Raw genomic sequence first — 19,796 nt, 5'->3', positions numbered from 1 at the left:
GTCTATCATCCTTTGTAAGTTTAGTTGACATAAGCAAACAATGTTTCAACAACTTCATACGGTACCGATTTGCAAATATGAAGGGAATAAGGACAAGTTGAATCTACTTCCTTTTCAATGAAGGCGATTTTGTTTTCCTTTGCATCTGCAAGTTGTCGGGCAAGAATGGCATCTAATAAGTATAGATTCGAATCATTATTAGCCCCTACCCAACCTAGTTCCCAATTATTCTCCTCTCCTTCATACAGCAAGCTGAATGCAAGTACCTTTTCCCCTTCAAGCACAACATAGCTATAATCCAAAAGCAATCCATCCAAAACCACTTCTCTCCATGATTGGAATGAATGGTTGCCGACAGGATTACTTACATGCGTTTCTGTATATGTACATTTGCTTAATTCTACTAAACTGTTCATGCAATCGACATTTTCACTAATTTGCGCAACAGTTGTAAGCGCGGTATCATTCCTATGATGTGTAGCTGGTTGAATATGTACAACTTCAGTTTTCCGAATCATTGGGAATCCAAATTCCACTAGAATGCTTGCCAATGCATTGAAACGATCATCTAGTAAGAAGAACAATGGTTTATCAAATTCATCTCGCAAGAACTCGATACAAAATTGAAGCAACTGTAAATCAGGTTCATCAAGATCATAAGCAAGACGCGTATAGACACAGTGAGGATGCCATTCACTTTCATGTATTGAAGCAATGAGTGGACGACGATTCCCTGATGAAAATTCAAACAATCCACAGTTACGTGGAGAATTGGCACTCGCAATTAAGGCACTATATAAATCGGAATGTTTTGCAAAGACCTTTTCAATAAACAGTAAATTCTCCTCATTCAGCGTCTTGATTTTATTCGCTTTCAATCCAATACACCTTCCCATCATCACTCCGCTTCATGAATTCATAATCAATGAAGTAGCGTCTGATGGTCGCAAAGTCAGGATATACCTCTTTCAAGATGCGATTTATCTCTACTTCTTGATACTCCTTCCCGACTTGAAACCGTTTAATTAGTTCTTGCGCAATTATAAATTTCCGTTTGTCTTTACTTGGAAATATATCGAGCGGTCCATCAACGCCTTGTTTAAAGTAATTTTTTAATACTTTCTCTCTTTCACTTTCAAGAATAGTAAATCTTTCATTCAAGCGAATCAGTCCTTTTTGGCAATTAGTATGCCTATAATTTCATTACCACGTCTTATCCAGTTTGTCCGCGTAGAAACCAATAGCTCTCTTATAAAGTGCTATATCTGTGTCATTTGTAGTCTCCACGATACAAGTAAGAAGAATTTCCATTGCTTTTTTGTTCTCGCCTAAATTGTACAACGTCATTGAGTAGAATGTTTTCAATGCATTGTTGTGAGGAAAGCGGTCAATTCCCTTTTCGAAAACTAACTTCGATTTTTTATATTGGCCAAGCGTTCGGTATGTACTGCCAAGTCCAATGGTTGCACCTAACGTATCCGAATCATTCAATCCAATTTCAAGTGCTTTCTCATAATAAGGTACGGCTTTCGCTTCCTCACCGAGCACATCAAAACTCCAAGCGCATTGGTAATTCAATTCCGCGTTATTCGGATCATTTACTACTAGTTTAAGAAGCAATTCATTGGATTCCTGCAATTTTCCTTCATCACGGTATTGAAGTGCTCTTTTAACGTTATTCATTCAATACACTTCCTTTACTTCTTCTGCCGAATAGTTACCCTTCTTTCATTGGCAAGTAGGGAATCTCTTGTCCATCCACAATTCCCATAGAAAGCTCATCAAAATGCGTTGTGGTCATTTCAAGAAGGGCGAATTGATCATCTATAATCATCGTTTTTAATTCACTAAAGTCAGTCCAAGCTTGCAAGTAATCTTGTTTGGAAATAATTCGAGCATTTAACGCTGCGTCTAGTTCTTCTTGATCTTTCTCTATTATTTCACCTGTTGGCAAGACAATTAAATCTAAATATAAGTCATCCATCCAGGGACCGTTCACACTACAATAACCATTTTGTTTACAAATATCGATATACCATTGAACGATTTGATTTTCAGCATTAAAGACAGTCGTTACAGAATAGCGCTTACCTTCAGGGAAATGTTGCAACCAACTGTATCCCTTATCCGCAATACAAACAGTCCTCTCTTTGTAAGTCATGTTGAGAGGTTCAACCACTTCGCACATTGTAAATAAACTAATATACCCTGTAAATTGTGGAGAGGTCTTATACGATTCTGTATATCTTTTTTTCGCAATACGCTTCCAATCATACCGGCTTCCATATTTTCGTTTCAGCAAGCATTTTCCACCTTTCTAGCTTGGCCGTTGACTATAAGGATGTAATTGACCAACAATCCGATCTTCAATTGGTGCTAACATTTGTTGGATAACACCATCAGCTATTTCTTCATGCGTCAGCCATCTGGTGTTTCCGGCTTCCATCACGAATCCTAAAAATACCTTTTCATAATTACAATTAAGTGGAATGCGTATTTCTTCATCATCAAAATACCTTCTGCTCCCTTTAACATGGATTAGTCGAAAGGTATTTTCCTGTTCATTCAATTCACAAATCCTTTCAAGTGTTTGATAATTCGGCGTCCAACTGACGATTACACTAAAGGGTCCCCGATTCTTTATGGCATCTATTACTTTTGTGAAAATTTCATTCGTATTGTAATCCGCTTGAATAGGATAGATTGAATGAGGTGGACAATCCTCTATTAGCTGGTCTAATTTTAAAATAGTCCTGCCAATAACTGAAACGATGCATCCTTCTTTCGCTAAATAGCGGCTTACGCCAGCTAACATTCCAGTCCCACCGATAACTAGTACATGCTGTTGACTCAATAGACTTTTTCCTCCTGTTGAGTACCTTTGTTCATTTCTATATAATTCTTAGCTAGATAGTATGCGCTTACCGAAAACAATTGCGTAATTTGTCTCTCTCGAATCATCTTTTCAACACTTTCAAAAGGATACCTTTTTACATCTATTACTTCCGTTTCATCCAAGTCTTGCTCAAACGCATAGTAAGCATCTTTGATTAAAAAGGTGATTACTTTATTCGTCTGCGTCGCTGGATTCACCAGGAATTCCCCTAATAGAATAGGTTGTTGCATAGAAACATATCCTGTCTCTTCGCGCAACTCACGTACAATTCCTTCCGCATACGTTTCCCCTTCTTCAACTTTGCCTGCAGGGATTTCCAAGAATATATCTCCACCAGGATGACGGTATTGCTCGACGAGAATGATGTCATTTTCCTTCGTTAGGACGATTGCATTTACCCAATCTGCATATTCGTTCACATAATAATCTTGAATGATCGTTCCGTCCGGCATTTGGCACGTATCTCTCCGTAAATTACCAAATGGTGATTGATAGACGTTCTCCGAGTTTAATACTTCCCATTTCTTCAACGTAATTCCCCCATTTACAACTTATGTACGTTACCTTTTGTTATCCATTTCTCCACAACCTCATTGAAAAGTTGAGGTTGTGCGACTGGAAAACCATGTCCCATATTTGGAATAAAGAGTTCTTTGCAGTTTACATAGTGTTCGACGATTTGTTTGACCGATTTCTTTAGTATTCTCGTCTCTCTTTCACCAACTGTCACTAAAATTCTCACTGTACTATTAGATCGATTTTCTGGAAGTGCATATGACATGTTTTCCTTTAACATTTGGATAAGCGTTGATGGTTTCAGTTTCACACTGTCTTCATAGTATTTTTCGAAGTATTCTCCATCCATATATAGCTGCTTTGCTTGAACTTTCGCAAATGATCGGCTTTTGACCAACGGAAAAGTTAGTAGGATTGTCGGGGCAATTAAAGGTTGTACAAATTTCATTGGGATGACTGTCGCACTGTTGATAACTGCTGACGTAATAAGAGTCGGCGCAAGATCAATCATCTCTAAACAGATTTGAGCACCAATTGAAAAGCCAATAATATGTACGTCCTTGCCAGCTCCCTTTTCTTTGATTAAGTCAATCATCTCTTCTGCATTTCCCCGAATTGAAAATTCTTCTTCATTCCTTCTAACTCCATGTCCTTGAAGGGTTGGTACGATACAATGGTAGTGACTGAAATCGTCAATTTGCTTATCCCACATCCACCCCCCTACACCTCCCCCGTGCAAAAAGAGCAGGAGAGGTGCGTTTTCATTACCATATTCTTCAAAGTCCATCACTTCATTCATTCCTTATCATCAAAATTTAAAATGTGCGTCGTTTCTGAAGCGGAATCATCGAACGAAAAACCACATGCACGATAAAATGCGTCTGCTTTCGCTGATTCTGTCCGAACGGTAATCTCTTTAAAGTGCTTCTTGGCATGATTGATGATCGCGTTTTGAAGCAACGTACCGACACCCTGACGTCGATATGCTTGTAACACATAAAATCTCCGTAATCGAGCTACCTCGTGATTTTCTGAAAAAGGAGATTGATTGATGCCTCCGATAGCGACGACTTCACCTGTATTGTTTTGAACACAAAACAGCCCTTCCCCTCGTTCGTCGAATGTATTTGAACTGTCTTCATAATCGTTCACTAAACGAGTAACAAAACGATATCCTTCATCTTCGCTTTCTTTCACAAGCCTTGAAATATCAATCGTGCGCAAGTTCTCAATCTGTTGAACGACATAATTCATAGACTTCCCCCCTCAATTTTCTCACCTATCTCTACATTCTACAAAGTCTGTCAAAAAGCCTGCTTATTCTAGTAAAACAGTAAAAGTAAGCCGAATCCCTCCTGACGAATTCGGCATTAATTAAAACGAATAGTCAACGCGCATCGTCGCTGTAATGACTAACTGTCCTTTCTCAATGGGTGTTGTTGATTTTTCTGCGGCGACAGAATAATACGGAGTAGGACTTACACGATTCACTTCCTCTACAATTCTTATTGGCTGAGGAGGAACGGCCAGTTGCATAGAATTTGCGATAGTTTGGGCTTTCGTCTGTGCATCTTGCAAAGCAGCTACAATGGCTTCTTGTTCATACATTGATGGATCTTCGACGCTGAATTGGATGCTTGAAACACGATTTGCACCGTTCGCAACCGCTGTATCGATGACAATGCCAACTTGATCAATATTCGTTAATTTCACAGAAATGGCGTTGTTTACTTCATATCCTCTAAATACTTGTTCCCCGTCGACGTAATCATATTTTGGATAGATCGTATATGAAACGGTTTGTATATTCGCTCGAGGAATGCCTAGTTGTACGAACGATTGGATCACTTGATTCATGATTGCGGCATTTTCTTCTTGTGCTACACGGACTTGCTCGTCTACAGTACGCACTTCAAATTGAATAGTTGCTACGTCTGGTTCAACAGCAACTTGCCCATTACCGACGACTGTTATCTTCCTTACCGGTTGGCGAAAAACGTTCTGATGATACAACGAACTTCTCCCTTCTTCATTCAGTTTCTTTACTCTATGCCAAATGAGTAGGTGCTAGTAAAAGATATTTCGCATTCTAGTAAGCGTTTACAACCTAACAATCTCTACCTAACAGTCCTCTAGCAATTCTCCTAAATCCGAATCTTTAGTTGACAGATATTTTTTACTATGCTAACTTTAGGCATCACTACTAATCTAATAGCTATGGAAATAGGTGGTCTGATTTTGGTCAGATCTTAAATGGGAAGCCGGTGCTCAATCCGGCGCGGTCCCGCCACTGTAACGGCATATTGCCGAAGCCAGATACCAGCCTATTTGAACAACGCTGCTAACCTACGGTGAATGGGGAGGTGTTAGACGATACGCAAATGAATTGCGTGCTTTTTCAGCATGCATTTACCCGGAAATCGGGCTACACGTACATTTCTAACATTCCGTAGAAATGTATTTTTTTATGCACAAAATTCCAAAATTGAAGGAGACGAGACAGATGACAGTAATTAGTAGTACAATCGGCTATCCGTATATCGGTGAAAACCGTGAGTGGAAGAGAGCGTTAGAATCATTCTGGGCAGGCAAAACAAGTGAAGAGCAATTGTTGCAGGTAACAAAAGACATTCGTCTTTCCCGTTTACAAAAACAAAAAGAGAGCGGCATTGACCTCATCCCCGTTGGCGACTTCACGCTCTATGATCGTGTGTTGGATACAGCAGTTATGTTCGGGATGATTCCTGAACGCTACGGCTGGAATGGCGGGCAAGTTCCTTTATCTACATATTTCTCAATGGCACGTGGCAACGCGTCTACAGTTGCGTGCGAAATGACAAAATGGTTTGATACAAACTATCACTATATTGTCCCTGAATATGAAGGTCGCAAACTAGCTGTAACCGAAAACAAGCCCCTCATCGACTACCGTGAAGCAAAACAAGAGCTTGGCATTGAAGGAAAGCCGGTACTCATTGGACCGTATACATTCCTAAAGCTTTCTAAAGGTTATGAGACAAAAGATATTCCAGCTTTCTTACTTCAATTACTACCACTCTACGAAAAAGTACTTGTAGAATTGCAAGCGGAAGGAGTCGAGTGGATCCAATTGGATGAGCCGATCCTTTCCACTACTATTACACAGGATGAAATGAAAACCGTTCATGAAATCTATTCACAACTTCGAAAAGCGGTCACGCATAGTAAGTTATTCATTCAAACGTACTTCGATTCAGTTGAATGGTACGAAGAGACAATTGCCCTTCCGGTTGATGGGATTGGCTTGGATTTTGTACACGGAATGAAAAACAATCAAAAGAGTCTAGAGGCGCATGGCTTCCCTGCTGATAAAGTATTTGGAGCAGGTGTGATTGACGGTCGAAACATTTGGCGCGCAAACTTGCAAAACAAATTGGCGTTATTAGATACACTTCAGCAACATGTGTCAGTTGAAAATGTATGGATTCAACCTTCTTGTAGCTTGCAACACGTTCCTGTGACAATTGCATCCGAGCAAAAATTGGACTCGACCATTAAAACGGCACTTGCTTTCGCAGATGAAAAAATTGTTGAAGTATCAACTCTTGTAAAAGCTGTTCGCGAAGGAGCCGACGCTATTGTTCATGAACTTCGTGAAAGTGTTGACGCATGTGAACAGCTTGCTCAATTACCCGCTCGCAATCGCCAAGATGTTTTGCAAGCCGTCAACAATATCGGCAACGTACCAAGTAAACGCCCTACACCATTTGCAGAGCGTCGTGTAAAACAAGAAGAAGCATTTAACTTACCTTTATTGCCGACAACTACTATTGGAAGTTTTCCTCAAACACCTGAAGTGCGTGCAACGCGTACGAAATGGCGCAAAGGTGAAATTACGGAGCAACAGTATGGTGATTTCGTATTCGATGAAATTAAACAATGGGTCGACATCCAAGAAAAGATTGGCCTAGACGTATTTGTACACGGTGAATTTGAACGGACAGATATGGTCGAGTACTTCGGCGAAAAGTTGGACGGCTATGTATTTACAGAAAAAGCTTGGGTCGTTTCCTATGGATCCCGTTGTGTAAAACCGCCAATCATTTATGGAGATATTGCATTTGTCGAACCAATGACTGTCAAAGAATCGGTCTATGCGCAATCTCTTACGGACAAGCCGATGAAAGGGATGCTGACAGGCCCTGTTACAATGTTGAACTGGTCATTTGTACGTGACGATCTTTCCCTTAAAGATGTGACGTACCAAATCGCTCTTGCCCTACGAAAAGAAATTGAAGCGTTAGAAGCAGCAGGTATTCATATGATTCAAGTCGATGAGCCTGCACTACGAGAAGGTTTACCGTTGAAGAAGGACGAATGGAATGAATACTTGGATTGGGCTGTAAATGCTTTCCGTATTTCCACTACTACCGTCCAAGATACGACACAAATCCATACCCATATGTGCTATTGTGATTTCAATCATTTCATCGATTCCATCAGTGCACTAGATGCTGACGTCATTTCCATTGAAACATCAAGAAGCCATGGAGAACTTGTGCATGCATTTAACACGTTCCATTATGACAAAGGAATTGGATTAGGCGTTTACGATATTCACAGCCCGCGTGTCCCATCTGTAGAAGAAATGGTTGAAATCATTGAAAAAGGACTAGAAGTTCTGGACGTGAAACAGTTCTGGATTAACCCTGACTGTGGCTTAAAAACAAGAAAAAAAGAAGAAACAGTCGCTTCGTTAGAAAACATGCTAACAGCAACGAAAAAAGTTCGTGAACAACTCACTGCAGTAAGTTCAAACTAAAAAAAGTGCTCCTTCTCTCACAATTGAAGAGAAGGAGCACTGGTTTATAAACATAATCACCAAAAATCACCAATAAAGCGAATCAAGGGTCTTACTAACCACACAAGCAGTCTAAATGGAAGAAAGAGTAGTTCTGGGATGAAAAACAATACATCTAACAGAAAATCCGAAAACCGATAACGTTCATTTTGCTCTTTACGAACGGTCCTTCTTCTCATGCACCCATCCTCCACACTTCATTATTAGATCGGTAATGTGACAGCAACCATTAACAAAAACAGAATCGCAATATAATTAACTGAATACATGAACATGACATATGCCCATTTATCATCGTCTTTTGTAAAGAAACCTCGAATGGATACAGCAAGGAAACCGATGTTCAAGATCGTTGCAAGGATGATAAACACCATACCTAATGAACCTAAGTAAAATGGCAACGGCAGTAAGCACGCAATATAGACAAACATTTGGCGCTTCGTCATCTTAAATCCGCGGACAACCGGCAACATGGCAACATTCGCAGCTTTGTACTCATTGTATTTTCTCATTGCAATCGCGAATGTATGCGGCATTTGCCAAATGAACAAAATCATAAACAGCATGATTGGGACAATATGATAAGCCGGTGCAATCGCCGCCCACCCAATCATTGGCGTAACTGCTCCTGAAACACTTCCAATAACCGTATTCAAAGTGTATTTACGCTTTGTCCACATCGTATACATCACTACATACGTAAACCATCCAATGAATCCATATACTGCTGCTTCAAACGTGGTGAACAGTAACATGATGAGACCAACTGCAGACATTGTAATTCCGATTCCGAATACAGTTCTTAACGAGAAATGCCCGGTAACAGTTGGACGTTGTTGCGTACGTTTCATCACTGTGTCGATATCAACGTCATACCAATTATTCAAAACGAGTGCACCGCCCATAAGGATGGTACTCCCGATTATCGTTAGCCAAAACAGCTTACTGTTAGCGAACAATGATCCACCCGTGAAGTGAAGTGCAAGCCAAAATCCCACAAATACCGGTAGCGCATTGGCAAGTAGGACGGGTGCTTTAAATAGTGATTTCAAATCTGCAATGAGTGTGCTTGATCGCTCATTCTCAAGCGCAGGACTTTTTTCGTTAAAAGTAATATCCATTTCTTTCGTCATCTATATACGCTCCTTAGAGGTATTCTCTATTATCATCCTCCCCATCATATCATTTCAAGCGACACAATTTAAACGTTTATCGCTTTTTATTTGGAAAATCCTTTACTTTCCTAGTTAGTTCGTCACAAATAATTCAAAAGTGGTTAGATGTGACACCTGTCTGATTTCGACAAAGAATTCTATTCTTCTTGCAATATCAAACAGTACGAAATGAAGTAATACATTTAGTATGTATTATTGTCCAAGCATCAAACCGAATGTAATTGCGAAGAAGAAAATGACAGCATAAATCACAAAAATAAATGCAAATACACAACCCATAACGATCAAATAGGCTTTTGCAAAAGTATTTCGTCGTTCTTGTTTATCCGTCGCCCAAATAATGAGCATGATAATATTAACAATCGGCAATGTGATTAATATAAGTGTAATAATCCACTCTTTTAAGGACATCGTTTGGTTCGTTTCCATACATGACTCCCCTTTCTTGTCTATTCTACGAACATGTTGCACAGAAGTTTCATGTTAAATGACTAACAGTATATCTTCGCAGATTAGCGGTTATGTTAAGTATATAGGAAGGAATGAAAGGGCGTGACATGGACAATGAAGAAAATTGGATTCTTTATAATTACTGTGCTTTCATCAATGTTGTTTGCTTGCAGCAATCAAAATCTTGTTTCTGACAAAGAAGCAAAAGAAATCGTGGATACATATGACATTACAGCTTTTTCAGTCGTTATTGATACGAATGAACAAAGTGAAGTGCTTTCCGCCAGTTTCACAGAGAAGAAAGACCGATCTGAAGCAGAGTATTCCCATAAGAAAGACGAAGTACATCTACATGGTAAAAAAGCGTTGGACAAAATAAACGATGCACTTGAGAAAATGAAGCCTACTCCAGAGACAGAGGAAACTGAATTGATTAAGCAAGTTGCCGAAGCATTCGAGTTCTCTGATTACAAAATGATAAAAATTGAAATCACTTTTAAAGGACATGACAGCAAAGAAATCATGTTTTCAAAATGACATGGATATTGATTGCTTAACAGCATTCAATATCTTTTTTTCATAACGCTTCGATTCACTTAAAAGTGGGTAAAACAAAGCAAATTGCTAATGGATTAATGGTTGGTGAGGAGGGTGTTTAATGGAATGGAAAGGCAGAAGAAAAAGTAAAAATGTGGAGGACCGAAGAGGGATGGGTGGAAAAACACTCGTCGGTGGAGGCATTGGCGGAATTGTTCTTGTTCTCGTTGTCATGTTCCTCGGTGGTGATCCTGGAGAACTTCTTGGCAACTTATCTGGCGAACCTTCAAATACAGCTTATGTAGAAACAGAGCAAGATAAAGAGTTAGCTGATTTCGTCTCAGTCGTATTAGCAGATACCGAAGAGGTGTGGACGCGCGTATTTCAAGAGGAAGGACTCGAGTATCGTGAACCAACGCTCGTTTTATTCACTGAAAGTGTGCAATCTGCTTGTGGGCTAGCCGGTTCAGCAGTCGGACCTTTTTATTGTCCTGCAGACGAGAAATTATATATTGACTTAAGTTTCTTTAATGAACTGCAATCAAAATTTGATGCTCCAGGGGATTTCGCGATGGCCTATGTCGTGGCCCATGAAGTCGGGCACCATGTACAAAAACTAGTAGGAACTAGCGATAAAATGGCGAGTATACGAGCGCAAGTGAGCGAGGAGGAATATAATGAGTACTCCGTTCGACTAGAACTACAAGCTGACTATTTTGCGGGTGTGTGGGCACATCACGCAAACAGTATGGGGGTTGTGGAAGAAGGCGATTTGGAAGAAGCGCTCAACGCTGCGAGTGCCGTTGGAGACGATACAATTCAACAACGAACTCAAGGTTATAGTGTTCCTGAAAGTTTTACACACGGCACAGCGGAACAACGGAAGAAATGGTTTTATCGAGGGTTTACGTCAGGCAAGCTCAACGAAGGGGATACATTTCGTACACCCGATCTATAAAAAATCGACCGAGACATCTCGCTCGGTCAATTTTTTATATAATGTCGGATACTCTTTTAGACTGATCATCCAAAGCAGAAGCCGATGATGAGATGACAAGGAAATCTTCCATAGCGACTTCAATTCGTTCTTGGCAACGTTGAATATGTTGCTCGGCTACCGCTGTACCCTTTGATATGTTTTGAATTTCACTCGTTATGGATTCAACACCTTCTCGTACTTCGACAATTGACTGTTCCACGTTAGCCGACAACTTCCTCACTTCTTTTGCAACTACGTCAAATCCTCTACCATGTTCCCCCGCTCGCGTTGCTTCAATTGCTGCGTTCAATGCAAGCAAATTCGTCTGTGCAGCAATGGCTCGGATTGTTTTTACAATGTCTTGAATGCCCTCTGCATGTGTTTCCAGTTTTCCTAATGTTAATGTGTTTTCAGCAGAAGCCACTGCAATTGCCTCAATAATCTGCAGTACTTCTTCACTTCTCTCAATGCCGACAGCAGCACGATTAGTCAATTCTTCGGACATATTCCGAAGATCCTCTACTAAGTTCGTAATAGACGTCTGACGCTTCGTGATATTAGTCGCCACCTTCGAAATACCAATGACTTTCCGAAATTTTGTGCTGTAAATCGGCATATACGTTGCTTGTAACCAAACTTTTTGACCAAATTTGTCCTTCCGCTCAATCTTCCCTTGCTGACGCACCCCTCTAGTTAAGTCACGCCAAAAATTTTCATACGCTACACTCGCTACATACGCCGGAAAGCAAAAGTCCTGATGTGGCATCCCAATCATTTCTTCACTTGAATACCCCATCGCATGTGAAAAATTATCATTGACATATGCGACTTTTCGATCCAAGTCAAAACGAATGATTGCCAAATTCTCTTCAATGGCTTTCACAACATGGTCATCTGTCACCCGTTCAATAAAATGCATCCATTTTCCCCACCTTAATTCCTATTTCTAAATAAAAGACGTTAAATTCGTTCGAAGTATAGTAATTTCGTAACGGTTATCTTCCTTCATTTAACCATAGCGGTTTGTAAATAGGAATAGTTTGGAATAACTTTTTATTGGGTTATGTGGATACAGTTGAGTTTTGACATGGAATAGACAAATTCAACCGATTTTGATTGGCTCATGCACATTTTTCAGCGTAGCTAAAATGCTTAAACCCGTTACATAACTAGTTTTTGGATTTTCGGGTGAAGGATTGTTCATAATTGTTCCTTCATAGTCTCCAAAAGATCCTGATGCATGAATATGGTGCACGTTCTTCTTGCTATAAGGATCTGCAATGATCGTGACGTTCGTCTTTTCAATACCTAGCCCCGCTAGTGACAATGCAATAGCGACATTGGCGTTTTTCGGAAACTTATGGATTGCCTCCTTGGCAGAGCCTTGGAAAATTACTTGTTCCTCTTCTAAATGGACGGATGTAAGAGAATGTGCAGGCTTCCTCGTCGTTAACGTCACATGATCGAGTGCACCGGCGAAGTTTGCAGCTTTTATGATATCTAGCCCACCTATTGCGCCTGAAGGTAAATAAATTTGGTGGCCCTTTTCTAACGCAATCTTTTCCATTCGTTCTTTTAGCACTACATCAGAAAACGCACCAATACTAATGAGTAGAAGGCTTTTCCGCTTCAAGATGGCTTCCCCATATTTACGAACAACGTCTATATTGGCACATTCAACAACCAAATCGATCGTTGAATCAAGAAATGCATCCATCGAATCAAACGGTACACATTCATAATCATGAGCAATGCGCGCCAAGTCAATGTGTGCGTGTTCTCTCTCATCAATAATTGCCGTTATGCGACAACCTGGAATGAGTTGGTCGACATTGATTTTTTCCAGCAGAAAAGTACCGAGTGCACCTTTACCAATTAATCCGATATTCATCGTAGTCACCCTTTCAGGGAAAAGAACATTTACGTCCTACTTCTCTTTCCGTGATTTTGTTTGAGACGAAGCTTTTTTCAGAAACATATTGTAAATAGGTTTTAAAGCTTTCGGTGTTAAGTCAATATTGTTTTCGTGTGCATATTTAACTGCATGTCCAAGTGCAATTGTCATCGCACCCGCCACACTTGCTCCTGCTACCATACCAGCACCTGGTACAATTTTGATGACTTGCCTGAAAACCGTCTTACCGATATTTCCTACAATGGTTGCAATTATTAACTCTTTCGCATTGTCTTTTGAGATCGGTTTCCCATACAATGTCGAAAGTTTTAACATGAGACTCACTTGCAGGGCGGTGAGCGGAACGAAATCTGAACCTGGAATTGGAACTGCTCCAATTGTAGCAGCTGATGCACCTGCCCCGAGTATCCAGCGGTTGGCGATTGTTGATTTATCGACCATGTTTGCGGCCATTAAAATGTCTTTTTTTTTGGATTCCAATAAAGCCAGGACTTCTTTTTGCAACAGGTGGATATTTTCACCGGTCCGAGATGAAATAGGTGTGACGGGATATTCATAACCCGTATGGTCTTGTACATATTTCACAAGCGCAGGAATATCGTCTGCTGCGTCAATTTTATTCAGCACAAGAATGAGGTCTTTATTCACTTTAGCAATTTTCTTCAATGAAATAAGCTCTGCTTCAGATAACACGGTACCTGCTGCATTTAAGAAAAACAGGATGACATCCGCCTGCTTGTAAAATTTCAACGTTTCGGCTGAATGCTCGCTATAAATATCATCTAGTCCAGGCGTATCAACAAAAATGATTTTGTCTTTGTAAACGAATTTATTAATTTCTTGTGTCTCTCCCGGTTTTGCACCAACTTGCGCAACTTCTGACGCCATTAACCGGTTAATCGTAGACGATTTCCCCGCATTCACATCCCCGATCATGGCAATCAATATTTCACTCTCTAACTGCTCATTAATTTCCGATGATTTCTCATCAAAGATTTTGTCGAATTCTTCATCTGACATCCATTCTTGTTTCATCGTATGCACCTCTGTTCTGTTTAGCTTCTATATTATTGTACGAATTTCCTATGGGATAAGATTCATTTTGTACTGCTCTACCCTTTTTATTGTACTTGTAACAGGAGCTTGTTGGAAGTTCGACGAGTGGGGGAGAAATTGTATTTAGTAACATCTCCCAAGAAAAAAACCATACCAATTATACCGGTACGGCTGCGTTGTCGTATGTATTCACGACGGTTGAATGCTTTAGACAATCATTTACTTCTTCATCATTTTCTTAATCAACCTAATTTGACCACGGTGACTCAGTTCATCTTCGAATACATGGAACCATTTGAAATAGATGTTCGTCGGGTGTCCTCCGAAAAATGGTTTCTGTTCGAATAACCAACTATCCGGTAAAGACTTAAAGGTTTCGATCGTCTTTTTTCTCACTTCCGCGAGTTCATTTACATAGACTTTGATGGATTGTCCGTTTATTTCCTCCCTTGCACGTTCGCCTAATTGCAATCCCGGGTTCAGAAGCGCTACGTCTTCTTCTGTGATTTCGCGTTTTTCAAAAGTGTCTATTTGGTAAAACTTCTCTACAGATGCCATATGCGCAAGAAGCATGCCAATTGAATTTGCATCATCAGCATATAAATAATCAAGTTCCTCAATCGACAGATTTTGCACTTCATCGAGTGTTGTCTTTCTCGTATACTCCATCATCGCAACCAACTTACTGAATTCCGCACTTAATCCTTCTTTTTGATCAATGATATACATTGTATCTTGACTCATTCAGCATTCCTCCTGCTCTTCTAGTAGTAATTTTTCGATCCATTGTGCACATTGGTACATTTCCTTCCAGTACCAATCCTTTGACTCTATCGACCAGCACGCTTTTAAAATTGACATGGCATATGCCGCTTTCAACAGTCTACTACGATGCAACACCAAATTTTCACATATGCGATCTATTCTTTTATTCAAAACAGAACGAGGGTCTTCATTCTTAAATAGATGATTAACCAAAAAGGGAACTATGTCAAAAACCGGGTCGCCACCTACTCCTTTAGGATCAATCGCAATCCAGCCTTTCTGCTCTGAAAACAAAATATTATCATGATGCAAGTCTCCATGAAGCAATTGGATATCATGAGCATTCATTGATAATTCCTGCATATAGTTATCCGCTTTCTGCACGACTTCCACTGGTATGGGTTGATCAGAACTAATTAAGGAACAATAAGCAGTAAAAGCAGTTGCCCAGCCCGTTACGAATGGGAAGCTTTGACGTTCTGGTAGTGGTCTTCGAATCTTTTTCCATACTTCACAAAAAAGGTGAATTGCTTTATCTTCATCACGTTCCGTACTTAGCATTGCTCCAGGCTGTAATCTTTCAAGTAACATGGCTCCGTTTAACACATCAGCGTGTAGTAATTTAACACAACCAATACTGTCGTATATTTTTAGAGCTTGCAGTTCATTTTCAAATTCTTCACCCGGCAAACTCATTTTAAGTACGCATGCTTCTTGATCAGAATTCTCAACAAAAAGTACATAGTTATACGAAAGATCTGGTACAGGAGCAACTACCGTTAAATTCCATTTATGTGCAACCTGCTGCACCCTTAACTCTAATGTCGCTAGCCACTCACGACCTTCAACACCAAAACAGTTAACAATTTTTTCTCGGAAGGAAGATGGGAGGTGTATGGATGTTTTACTCATAGTATTTTCGCCATATAGTATTCATCGATATATTGACCATTCACGTAGAGCGAATCTTTCTTAACACCTTCTCTAACAAAGCCGCTCTTCTCGTACAAAGCTATGGCAGCTTGATTTGTTTTTAGTACCGTCAATTCAAGCCGATGTAGATGGTTGTTGCGGGCCCATTCGTCAAGAGCACTGAATAACGCTTTACCTATCCCTTGTCCGCGATAATCGCTAGAGATTCCGATAACCAGATAAGCAGAATGATGGGTCCTTATTGCCCCTCCACGATTCACCATTAAATAACCCACCAAATCCTCACCAGTCTCTGCTACTACTATTGTAGATCCACTTTCTTGTAATGAAGCAATGCGTTTAGTGAATTGCTCCACAGAAATGTTCCGTTCGTCTGCCTCAAACATCATATTTTCCGAACTATTTTCCACATGTTTAATCAATTCTACAATCCTCTCAGCATCTAGCGGTTGTGCGTGTCTGATCTTCATTGATGCACCTCCTATTTGTTTACAAACTTCTCCAAATCCCATACAAAAGCAATTTCCTTAAACGATTCGCCACCGATTTCAATCATTGTTTCTCCAACTCGTTGGCCACCTACTGCTTCGTAGAACTTCTTAGCGGGATTCAAATCGAGGACCCAAACGAGCATTTTTGTGGAACCCTGTTTTTTCAGGTCCATAGCAACTACTTGCATTAATTGCTTACCAATTCCTTTTCCTTGCACTTTTTGCAACAGATAAATGGCAAAAAGCTCACAATTAGCTGAATAGTTGCCAGTCCGTTCTTTACCTCCTATAGCAAAACCGACAATCTCTCCGTCCTCAACTGCTACATACAAACTATTATTTCCAATTCCTCGTCGCCAATTTTCCGTTCGTTGTTCAACGGATAACTGATCCAAATATTCATCTGACACAATACCTTTGTAGGTCGTTCGCCAACTGTCCACATGGACGAGAGCAATCCCTTCTTCATCCCCTATTACCGCTTCTCGAATTTCCACCCAATCTCCTCAATTCTTTAAGTGATTTACCTATTACTTTACATCATTATCTGAAATAATTAAACATTATCAATATCTCCACTTAAAGAATCCATCCTCCGGCTACTCTACCATCAAAAAAACCGTTCCATTCTCGAATGAATCGATGAATGAAACGGCTTCTAGCAATCTAGGCAAATCTTCGATGAACTTTCTTTCCATCATAGGAAAAAACGACAAGTTTAGAATCCACATACGTTTCCAAATGCACAATCCGCCCCCACAGTTGATGAATATACGGAAGTACATTTTCTAAATACGGTACGTCCAACTCAGTCTCTTCAAATTTATGCACGAGGTATAGTTCCCCATTACGAATGTAGTCTCCATCCTCAACGACGATGTATGGAAAACCGCCATTTACACGCTGCGCAATAAGTCGATCTTGCACAATTTGATAGTCTTTATCGGAGATTTTATATTGACTTCCTTTTTTCTCAAATACATACATATCTTCACTTTGTATGATTTCTTTTGTTAAATAATTGCGGACAAACGAAATGTCGGAATCCATTTCCCGCACTTCAAACATTTTCTCTCTCCCTGATCCAGGACGCACACCTAATTGCATCATTTCTTCTGTCGGCTCGTTGTAGCGGCGTTCAATGTCCTCAAAAATTTTCAAACCCAAATAATAGGGATTAATCGATGTTTTGGATGGCTGAATCACATTTGCATTCAACGTGGCAAATTCAATTGTTTCGTCAGCCGTCAAATCCATCTCGCGTAATATCCGCTGATGCCAAAACGTCGCCCATCCTTCATTCATAATCTTTGTTTCCATTTGTGGCCAGAAATACAACATTTCTTCACGGATCATCGTTAAAATATCCCGCTGCCACTCTTCCAATTCACGACTATGCTCCAACAAGAAGAGGAGCAAGTCTTTTTCGGGTTGAGCAGGGATTTTTTTTCTTTTCACTTCATTAGATGGTGAATTCAATTTTTTGTAATCCAATTCCCATAAGTCGTCGTACGCAGTTTTTCGTGAAACTGGCGCTGCTGCTTCTTGCTCAACTTCTTGGTTGCCATCCCGCCACCTGACGAGTGATGGATCGATATGCTCCTGAATAGCGAGGACGGCATCCAAAAATTGTTCAACTTCATCTTTGCCATACTTCATTTCATAATGTGCTATCCGTTCAGCAGTGGCCGTCATACTTTCTACCATATCACGCCGCGTATTCGTAAAACGCGCATTATTTTTGAAGAAATCGCAATGTGCGAGGACATGTGCAATGATTAATTTATTTTGAATAAGAGTATTACTTTCCAATAAAAATGCATAACATGGGTTGGAATTGATGACCAGTTCATAAATCTGGCTTAACCCTAAATCATATTGTAGCTTCATCTTATGAAATTGTTTTCCAAAACTCCAATGACTGAACCTTGTCGGCATTCCGTATGCACCAAACGTATAGATGATATCTGCGGGACAGATTTCATAACGCATCGGATAAAAATCCAATCCAAATCCTTTGGCGATTTCTGTAATTTCCTCCACGGCACGTTGAAGTTCTATATGTCCCTTCATCGAGATCCTCCAGATTTTTATAGAAGAACTTCTTCAATGCGTGGTACACGTCTTTATGATCTTTCAACACATAATGGCGGAACTTCGGGTCATCGATTTTGTTGTACGTATTCATCAATGTGGAGTATCGGCTATGGGCATTCACTTCACCATAGCCGAACATATTGCTTTGTTCCATTAATGCCTCCACGAGCGTTAAGCATTTTGCATTATCGGAAGACATATTTTCACCATCCGAAAAATGGAACGGGTAAATATTGTAACTCGATGGATTGTATTTTTTCTCAATTAAATCGAGTGCTTTTTCGTATGCAGTCGAGCAGATTGTTCCGCCACTCTCCCCTTTTGAAAAGAAGTCTGTTTCCGAAACGACTTTTGCTAATGTGTGGTGAGCAATGAACTCAATGTCCACCTTTTCATATTTCGTCCGTAAAAATCTTGTCATCCAAAAATAGAAGCTTCTCGCAGCGTATTTCTCGAACGTCCCCATTGACGCACTTGTATCCATCATCATGAGCACAACCGCTTTCGATTGTGGTTTGACGATCGGGTCCCACGTTTTAAATCGTAAATCATCATTGTAAATCGGCAAGATATCGGCATGCCCTTCCATCGCATTTCTCTTGAACGCAGCGATGATCGTTCTTTTCTTATCAATATTGCCGATCAGCCCTTTTTTCCGTATATCATTAAACGCGATATCTTCGTCAGTAATCTCGTATTGATCGCGCTGCTCCAAGTTCGGTAACTCCAACTCTTTAAATAAATGATCTTCGATTTCCGCAATGGATACTTCTGCTTCGTAATAATCACTACCTGCCTGATCGCCAGCTTGCTTTCCTTTACCGGCATTTTGGCTCCCATCATTTGCAACAACATCCCCGACTTGACTCTTTCCGTTGCCTTGCCCAACATGCTTAGATTTGTCATGGTTATAACGAATTTTATATTCATCTAAAGAACGAATCGGTATTTTAATGACATCTTTTCCATCGGACATGACAATACTTTCTTCGCTGATCAAGTCGGGCAAATTATTTTGAATTGCCTTTTTCACTTTATCTAAGTGACGTTGTTGATCTTGGTAACCCTTACGGTGAAGCGACCAGTTCTCTTGGGAAACGACATAGGATTCGCCTTTTTCGTCATTCATTCCTTTTCACCTACCCC

At 40.2% G+C, this 19,796-nt stretch carries 24 protein-coding genes and 1 riboswitch; of the genes, 3 read left to right on the top strand and 21 right to left on the bottom strand.

Annotated elements, in window-relative coordinates:
- Window positions 1-20: 20 nt before the first annotated feature.
- From ACVHUV_RS10040 to ACVHUV_RS10000, 9 genes are all read right to left on the bottom strand, one after another.
- Entirely contained in the window at window positions 21-878 is an 858-nt protein-coding gene (locus ACVHUV_RS10040; protein ID WP_462084505.1) for a hypothetical protein, read from the bottom strand.
- The gene (locus tag ACVHUV_RS10035; protein WP_317941872.1) at window positions 865-1,161 is read right to left on the bottom strand and encodes a DUF2087 domain-containing protein; all 297 of its coding nucleotides are present in this window, start codon (window positions 1,159-1,161) and stop codon (window positions 865-867) included. Before ACVHUV_RS10035 ends, ACVHUV_RS10040 begins: the two co-directional genes overlap by 14 nt.
- Window positions 1,162-1,203: 42 nt before the next feature.
- Complete coding sequence (locus tag ACVHUV_RS10030; protein ID WP_317941873.1) at window positions 1,204-1,683, bottom strand: tetratricopeptide repeat protein; 480 nt, start codon at window positions 1,681-1,683, stop codon at window positions 1,204-1,206.
- Window positions 1,684-1,717: 34 nt separating this feature from the next.
- Window positions 1,718-2,302, bottom strand: a complete 585-nt coding sequence (locus ACVHUV_RS10025; RefSeq protein ID WP_462084504.1) for a ribonuclease FAU-1 family protein — start codon at window positions 2,300-2,302, stop codon at window positions 1,718-1,720.
- Window positions 2,303-2,317: 15 nt separating this feature from the next.
- Window positions 2,318-2,854 carry a Rossmann-fold NAD(P)-binding domain-containing protein gene (locus tag ACVHUV_RS10020; protein WP_317941875.1) on the bottom strand — a complete coding sequence of 179 codons (537 nt, stop codon included), beginning with the start codon at window positions 2,852-2,854 and terminating at the stop codon, window positions 2,318-2,320.
- On the bottom strand, window positions 2,851-3,426 hold the full coding sequence (locus ACVHUV_RS10015; protein ID WP_317941876.1) for an NUDIX hydrolase: 576 nt from the start codon (window positions 3,424-3,426) through the stop codon (window positions 2,851-2,853). Before ACVHUV_RS10015 ends, ACVHUV_RS10020 begins: the two co-directional genes overlap by 4 nt.
- Before the next feature lie 14 nt (window positions 3,427-3,440).
- Window positions 3,441-4,211: an alpha/beta fold hydrolase gene (locus ACVHUV_RS10010; RefSeq protein ID WP_317941877.1), complete on the bottom strand. Its 771-nt coding sequence runs from the start codon at window positions 4,209-4,211 to the stop codon at window positions 3,441-3,443.
- Complete coding sequence (locus ACVHUV_RS10005; protein ID WP_317941878.1) at window positions 4,208-4,666, bottom strand: GNAT family N-acetyltransferase; 459 nt, start codon at window positions 4,664-4,666, stop codon at window positions 4,208-4,210. Before ACVHUV_RS10005 ends, ACVHUV_RS10010 begins: the two co-directional genes overlap by 4 nt.
- Window positions 4,667-4,786: 120 nt before the next feature.
- A complete protein-coding gene (locus ACVHUV_RS10000; protein WP_462084503.1) occupies window positions 4,787-5,425 on the bottom strand; it encodes an SIMPL domain-containing protein in 639 nt (212 codons plus the stop codon).
- A gap of 195 nt (window positions 5,426-5,620) precedes the next feature.
- Window positions 5,621-5,754: riboswitch (cobalamin riboswitch) on the top strand.
- 161 nt (window positions 5,755-5,915) lie between these two features.
- Here ACVHUV_RS10000 and metE point away from each other — a divergent pair.
- Window positions 5,916-8,213, top strand: a complete 2,298-nt coding sequence (gene metE, locus ACVHUV_RS09995) for a 5-methyltetrahydropteroyltriglutamate--homocysteine S-methyltransferase (protein WP_462084502.1) — start codon at window positions 5,916-5,918, stop codon at window positions 8,211-8,213.
- Window positions 8,214-8,269: 56 nt separating this feature from the next.
- Here metE and ACVHUV_RS09990 read toward each other — a convergent pair whose 3' ends face one another.
- The 3 genes from ACVHUV_RS09990 to ACVHUV_RS09980 form a co-directional block, all read right to left on the bottom strand.
- A complete protein-coding gene (locus ACVHUV_RS09990) occupies window positions 8,270-8,431 on the bottom strand; it encodes a hypothetical protein (protein WP_371389752.1) in 162 nt (53 codons plus the stop codon).
- A 24-nt stretch (window positions 8,432-8,455) separates the two neighbouring features.
- Window positions 8,456-9,385 carry a heme o synthase gene (gene cyoE, locus ACVHUV_RS09985; RefSeq protein ID WP_462084501.1) on the bottom strand — a complete coding sequence of 310 codons (930 nt, stop codon included), beginning with the start codon at window positions 9,383-9,385 and terminating at the stop codon, window positions 8,456-8,458.
- A 234-nt stretch (window positions 9,386-9,619) separates the two neighbouring features.
- On the bottom strand, window positions 9,620-9,856 hold the full coding sequence (locus ACVHUV_RS09980; protein WP_462084500.1) for a hypothetical protein: 237 nt from the start codon (window positions 9,854-9,856) through the stop codon (window positions 9,620-9,622).
- A gap of 123 nt (window positions 9,857-9,979) precedes the next feature.
- Between ACVHUV_RS09980 and ACVHUV_RS09975 the strand changes: the two genes are divergently transcribed.
- Both ACVHUV_RS09975 and ypfJ read left to right on the top strand, forming a co-directional pair.
- Entirely contained in the window at window positions 9,980-10,414 is a 435-nt protein-coding gene (locus ACVHUV_RS09975; protein WP_317941884.1) for a YusW family protein, read from the top strand.
- A 121-nt stretch (window positions 10,415-10,535) separates the two neighbouring features.
- Complete coding sequence (ypfJ, locus tag ACVHUV_RS09970) at window positions 10,536-11,372, top strand: KPN_02809 family neutral zinc metallopeptidase (protein ID WP_462084499.1); 837 nt, start codon at window positions 10,536-10,538, stop codon at window positions 11,370-11,372.
- Window positions 11,373-11,406: 34 nt separating this feature from the next.
- Here the strand turns inward: ypfJ and ACVHUV_RS09965 are convergent, their stop codons facing one another.
- From ACVHUV_RS09965 to yhbH, 9 genes are all read right to left on the bottom strand, one after another.
- A complete protein-coding gene (locus tag ACVHUV_RS09965) occupies window positions 11,407-12,312 on the bottom strand; it encodes a methyl-accepting chemotaxis protein (RefSeq protein ID WP_462084498.1) in 906 nt (301 codons plus the stop codon).
- Between the two features lie 183 nt (window positions 12,313-12,495).
- Entirely contained in the window at window positions 12,496-13,284 is a 789-nt protein-coding gene (nadX, locus tag ACVHUV_RS09960; protein ID WP_462084497.1) for an aspartate dehydrogenase, read from the bottom strand.
- Between the two features lie 36 nt (window positions 13,285-13,320).
- Window positions 13,321-14,343 (bottom strand): YcjF family protein, encoded by a 1,023-nt coding sequence (locus ACVHUV_RS09955; protein WP_462084496.1) that lies wholly within the window; start codon window positions 14,341-14,343, stop codon window positions 13,321-13,323.
- 240 nt (window positions 14,344-14,583) lie between these two features.
- A complete protein-coding gene (locus ACVHUV_RS09950) occupies window positions 14,584-15,093 on the bottom strand; it encodes a DinB family protein (protein ID WP_462086892.1) in 510 nt (169 codons plus the stop codon).
- A gap of 15 nt (window positions 15,094-15,108) precedes the next feature.
- Window positions 15,109-16,041 (bottom strand): aminoglycoside phosphotransferase family protein, encoded by a 933-nt coding sequence (locus ACVHUV_RS09945; RefSeq protein ID WP_462084495.1) that lies wholly within the window; start codon window positions 16,039-16,041, stop codon window positions 15,109-15,111.
- Window positions 16,038-16,532: a GNAT family N-acetyltransferase gene (locus ACVHUV_RS09940; RefSeq protein WP_462084494.1), complete on the bottom strand. Its 495-nt coding sequence runs from the start codon at window positions 16,530-16,532 to the stop codon at window positions 16,038-16,040. Before ACVHUV_RS09940 ends, ACVHUV_RS09945 begins: the two co-directional genes overlap by 4 nt.
- A gap of 11 nt (window positions 16,533-16,543) precedes the next feature.
- Window positions 16,544-17,050, bottom strand: coding sequence for a GNAT family N-acetyltransferase (locus tag ACVHUV_RS09935; RefSeq protein WP_462084493.1), 507 nt, complete (start codon window positions 17,048-17,050; stop codon window positions 16,544-16,546).
- Window positions 17,051-17,219: 169 nt separating this feature from the next.
- Window positions 17,220-18,626: a SpoVR family protein gene (locus ACVHUV_RS09930; protein ID WP_462084492.1), complete on the bottom strand. Its 1,407-nt coding sequence runs from the start codon at window positions 18,624-18,626 to the stop codon at window positions 17,220-17,222.
- Window positions 18,535-19,779, bottom strand: coding sequence for a sporulation protein YhbH (gene yhbH / locus ACVHUV_RS09925; protein WP_462084491.1), 1,245 nt, complete (start codon window positions 19,777-19,779; stop codon window positions 18,535-18,537). Before yhbH ends, ACVHUV_RS09930 begins: the two co-directional genes overlap by 92 nt.
- Window positions 19,780-19,796: the final 17 nt, after the last annotated feature.

The sequence above is a fragment of the Sporosarcina saromensis genome (assembly GCF_054901285.1).
The sequence above is the reverse complement of the archived record's forward strand: the minus strand, read 5'-3'. Positions and strand labels throughout refer to the sequence as shown.

Excerpts from the sequence above, each read along its gene's own strand:
- ACVHUV_RS09950 (WP_462086892.1), bottom strand. The coding sequence starts at position 15,093 with ATGTATATCATTGATCAAAAAGAAGGATTAAGTGCGGAATTCAGTAAG.
- ACVHUV_RS09945 (WP_462084495.1), bottom strand. The coding sequence starts at position 16,041 with ATGAGTAAAACATCCATACACCTCCCATCTTCCTTCCGAGAAAAAATT.
- ACVHUV_RS09980 (WP_462084500.1), bottom strand. The coding sequence starts at position 9,856 with ATGGAAACGAACCAAACGATGTCCTTAAAAGAGTGGATTATTACACTT.
- ACVHUV_RS09940 (WP_462084494.1), bottom strand. The coding sequence starts at position 16,532 with ATGAAGATCAGACACGCACAACCGCTAGATGCTGAGAGGATTGTAGAA.
- ACVHUV_RS10030 (WP_317941873.1), bottom strand. The coding sequence starts at position 1,683 with ATGAATAACGTTAAAAGAGCACTTCAATACCGTGATGAAGGAAAATTG.
- ACVHUV_RS09965 (WP_462084498.1), bottom strand. The coding sequence starts at position 12,312 with ATGCATTTTATTGAACGGGTGACAGATGACCATGTTGTGAAAGCCATT.
- ACVHUV_RS09990 (WP_371389752.1), bottom strand. The coding sequence starts at position 8,431 with ATGAGAAGAAGGACCGTTCGTAAAGAGCAAAATGAACGTTATCGGTTT.
- yhbH (WP_462084491.1), bottom strand. The coding sequence starts at position 19,779 with ATGAATGACGAAAAAGGCGAATCCTATGTCGTTTCCCAAGAGAACTGG.
- ypfJ (WP_462084499.1), top strand. The coding sequence starts at position 10,536 with ATGGAATGGAAAGGCAGAAGAAAAAGTAAAAATGTGGAGGACCGAAGA.
- ACVHUV_RS09955 (WP_462084496.1), bottom strand. The coding sequence starts at position 14,343 with ATGAAACAAGAATGGATGTCAGATGAAGAATTCGACAAAATCTTTGAT.
- ACVHUV_RS10010 (WP_317941877.1), bottom strand. The coding sequence starts at position 4,211 with ATGAATGAAGTGATGGACTTTGAAGAATATGGTAATGAAAACGCACCT.
- metE (WP_462084502.1), top strand. The coding sequence starts at position 5,916 with ATGACAGTAATTAGTAGTACAATCGGCTATCCGTATATCGGTGAAAAC.
- nadX (WP_462084497.1), bottom strand. The coding sequence starts at position 13,284 with ATGAATATCGGATTAATTGGTAAAGGTGCACTCGGTACTTTTCTGCTG.
- cyoE (WP_462084501.1), bottom strand. The coding sequence starts at position 9,385 with ATGACGAAAGAAATGGATATTACTTTTAACGAAAAAAGTCCTGCGCTT.
- ACVHUV_RS10005 (WP_317941878.1), bottom strand. The coding sequence starts at position 4,666 with ATGAATTATGTCGTTCAACAGATTGAGAACTTGCGCACGATTGATATT.
- ACVHUV_RS09930 (WP_462084492.1), bottom strand. The coding sequence starts at position 18,626 with ATGAAGGGACATATAGAACTTCAACGTGCCGTGGAGGAAATTACAGAA.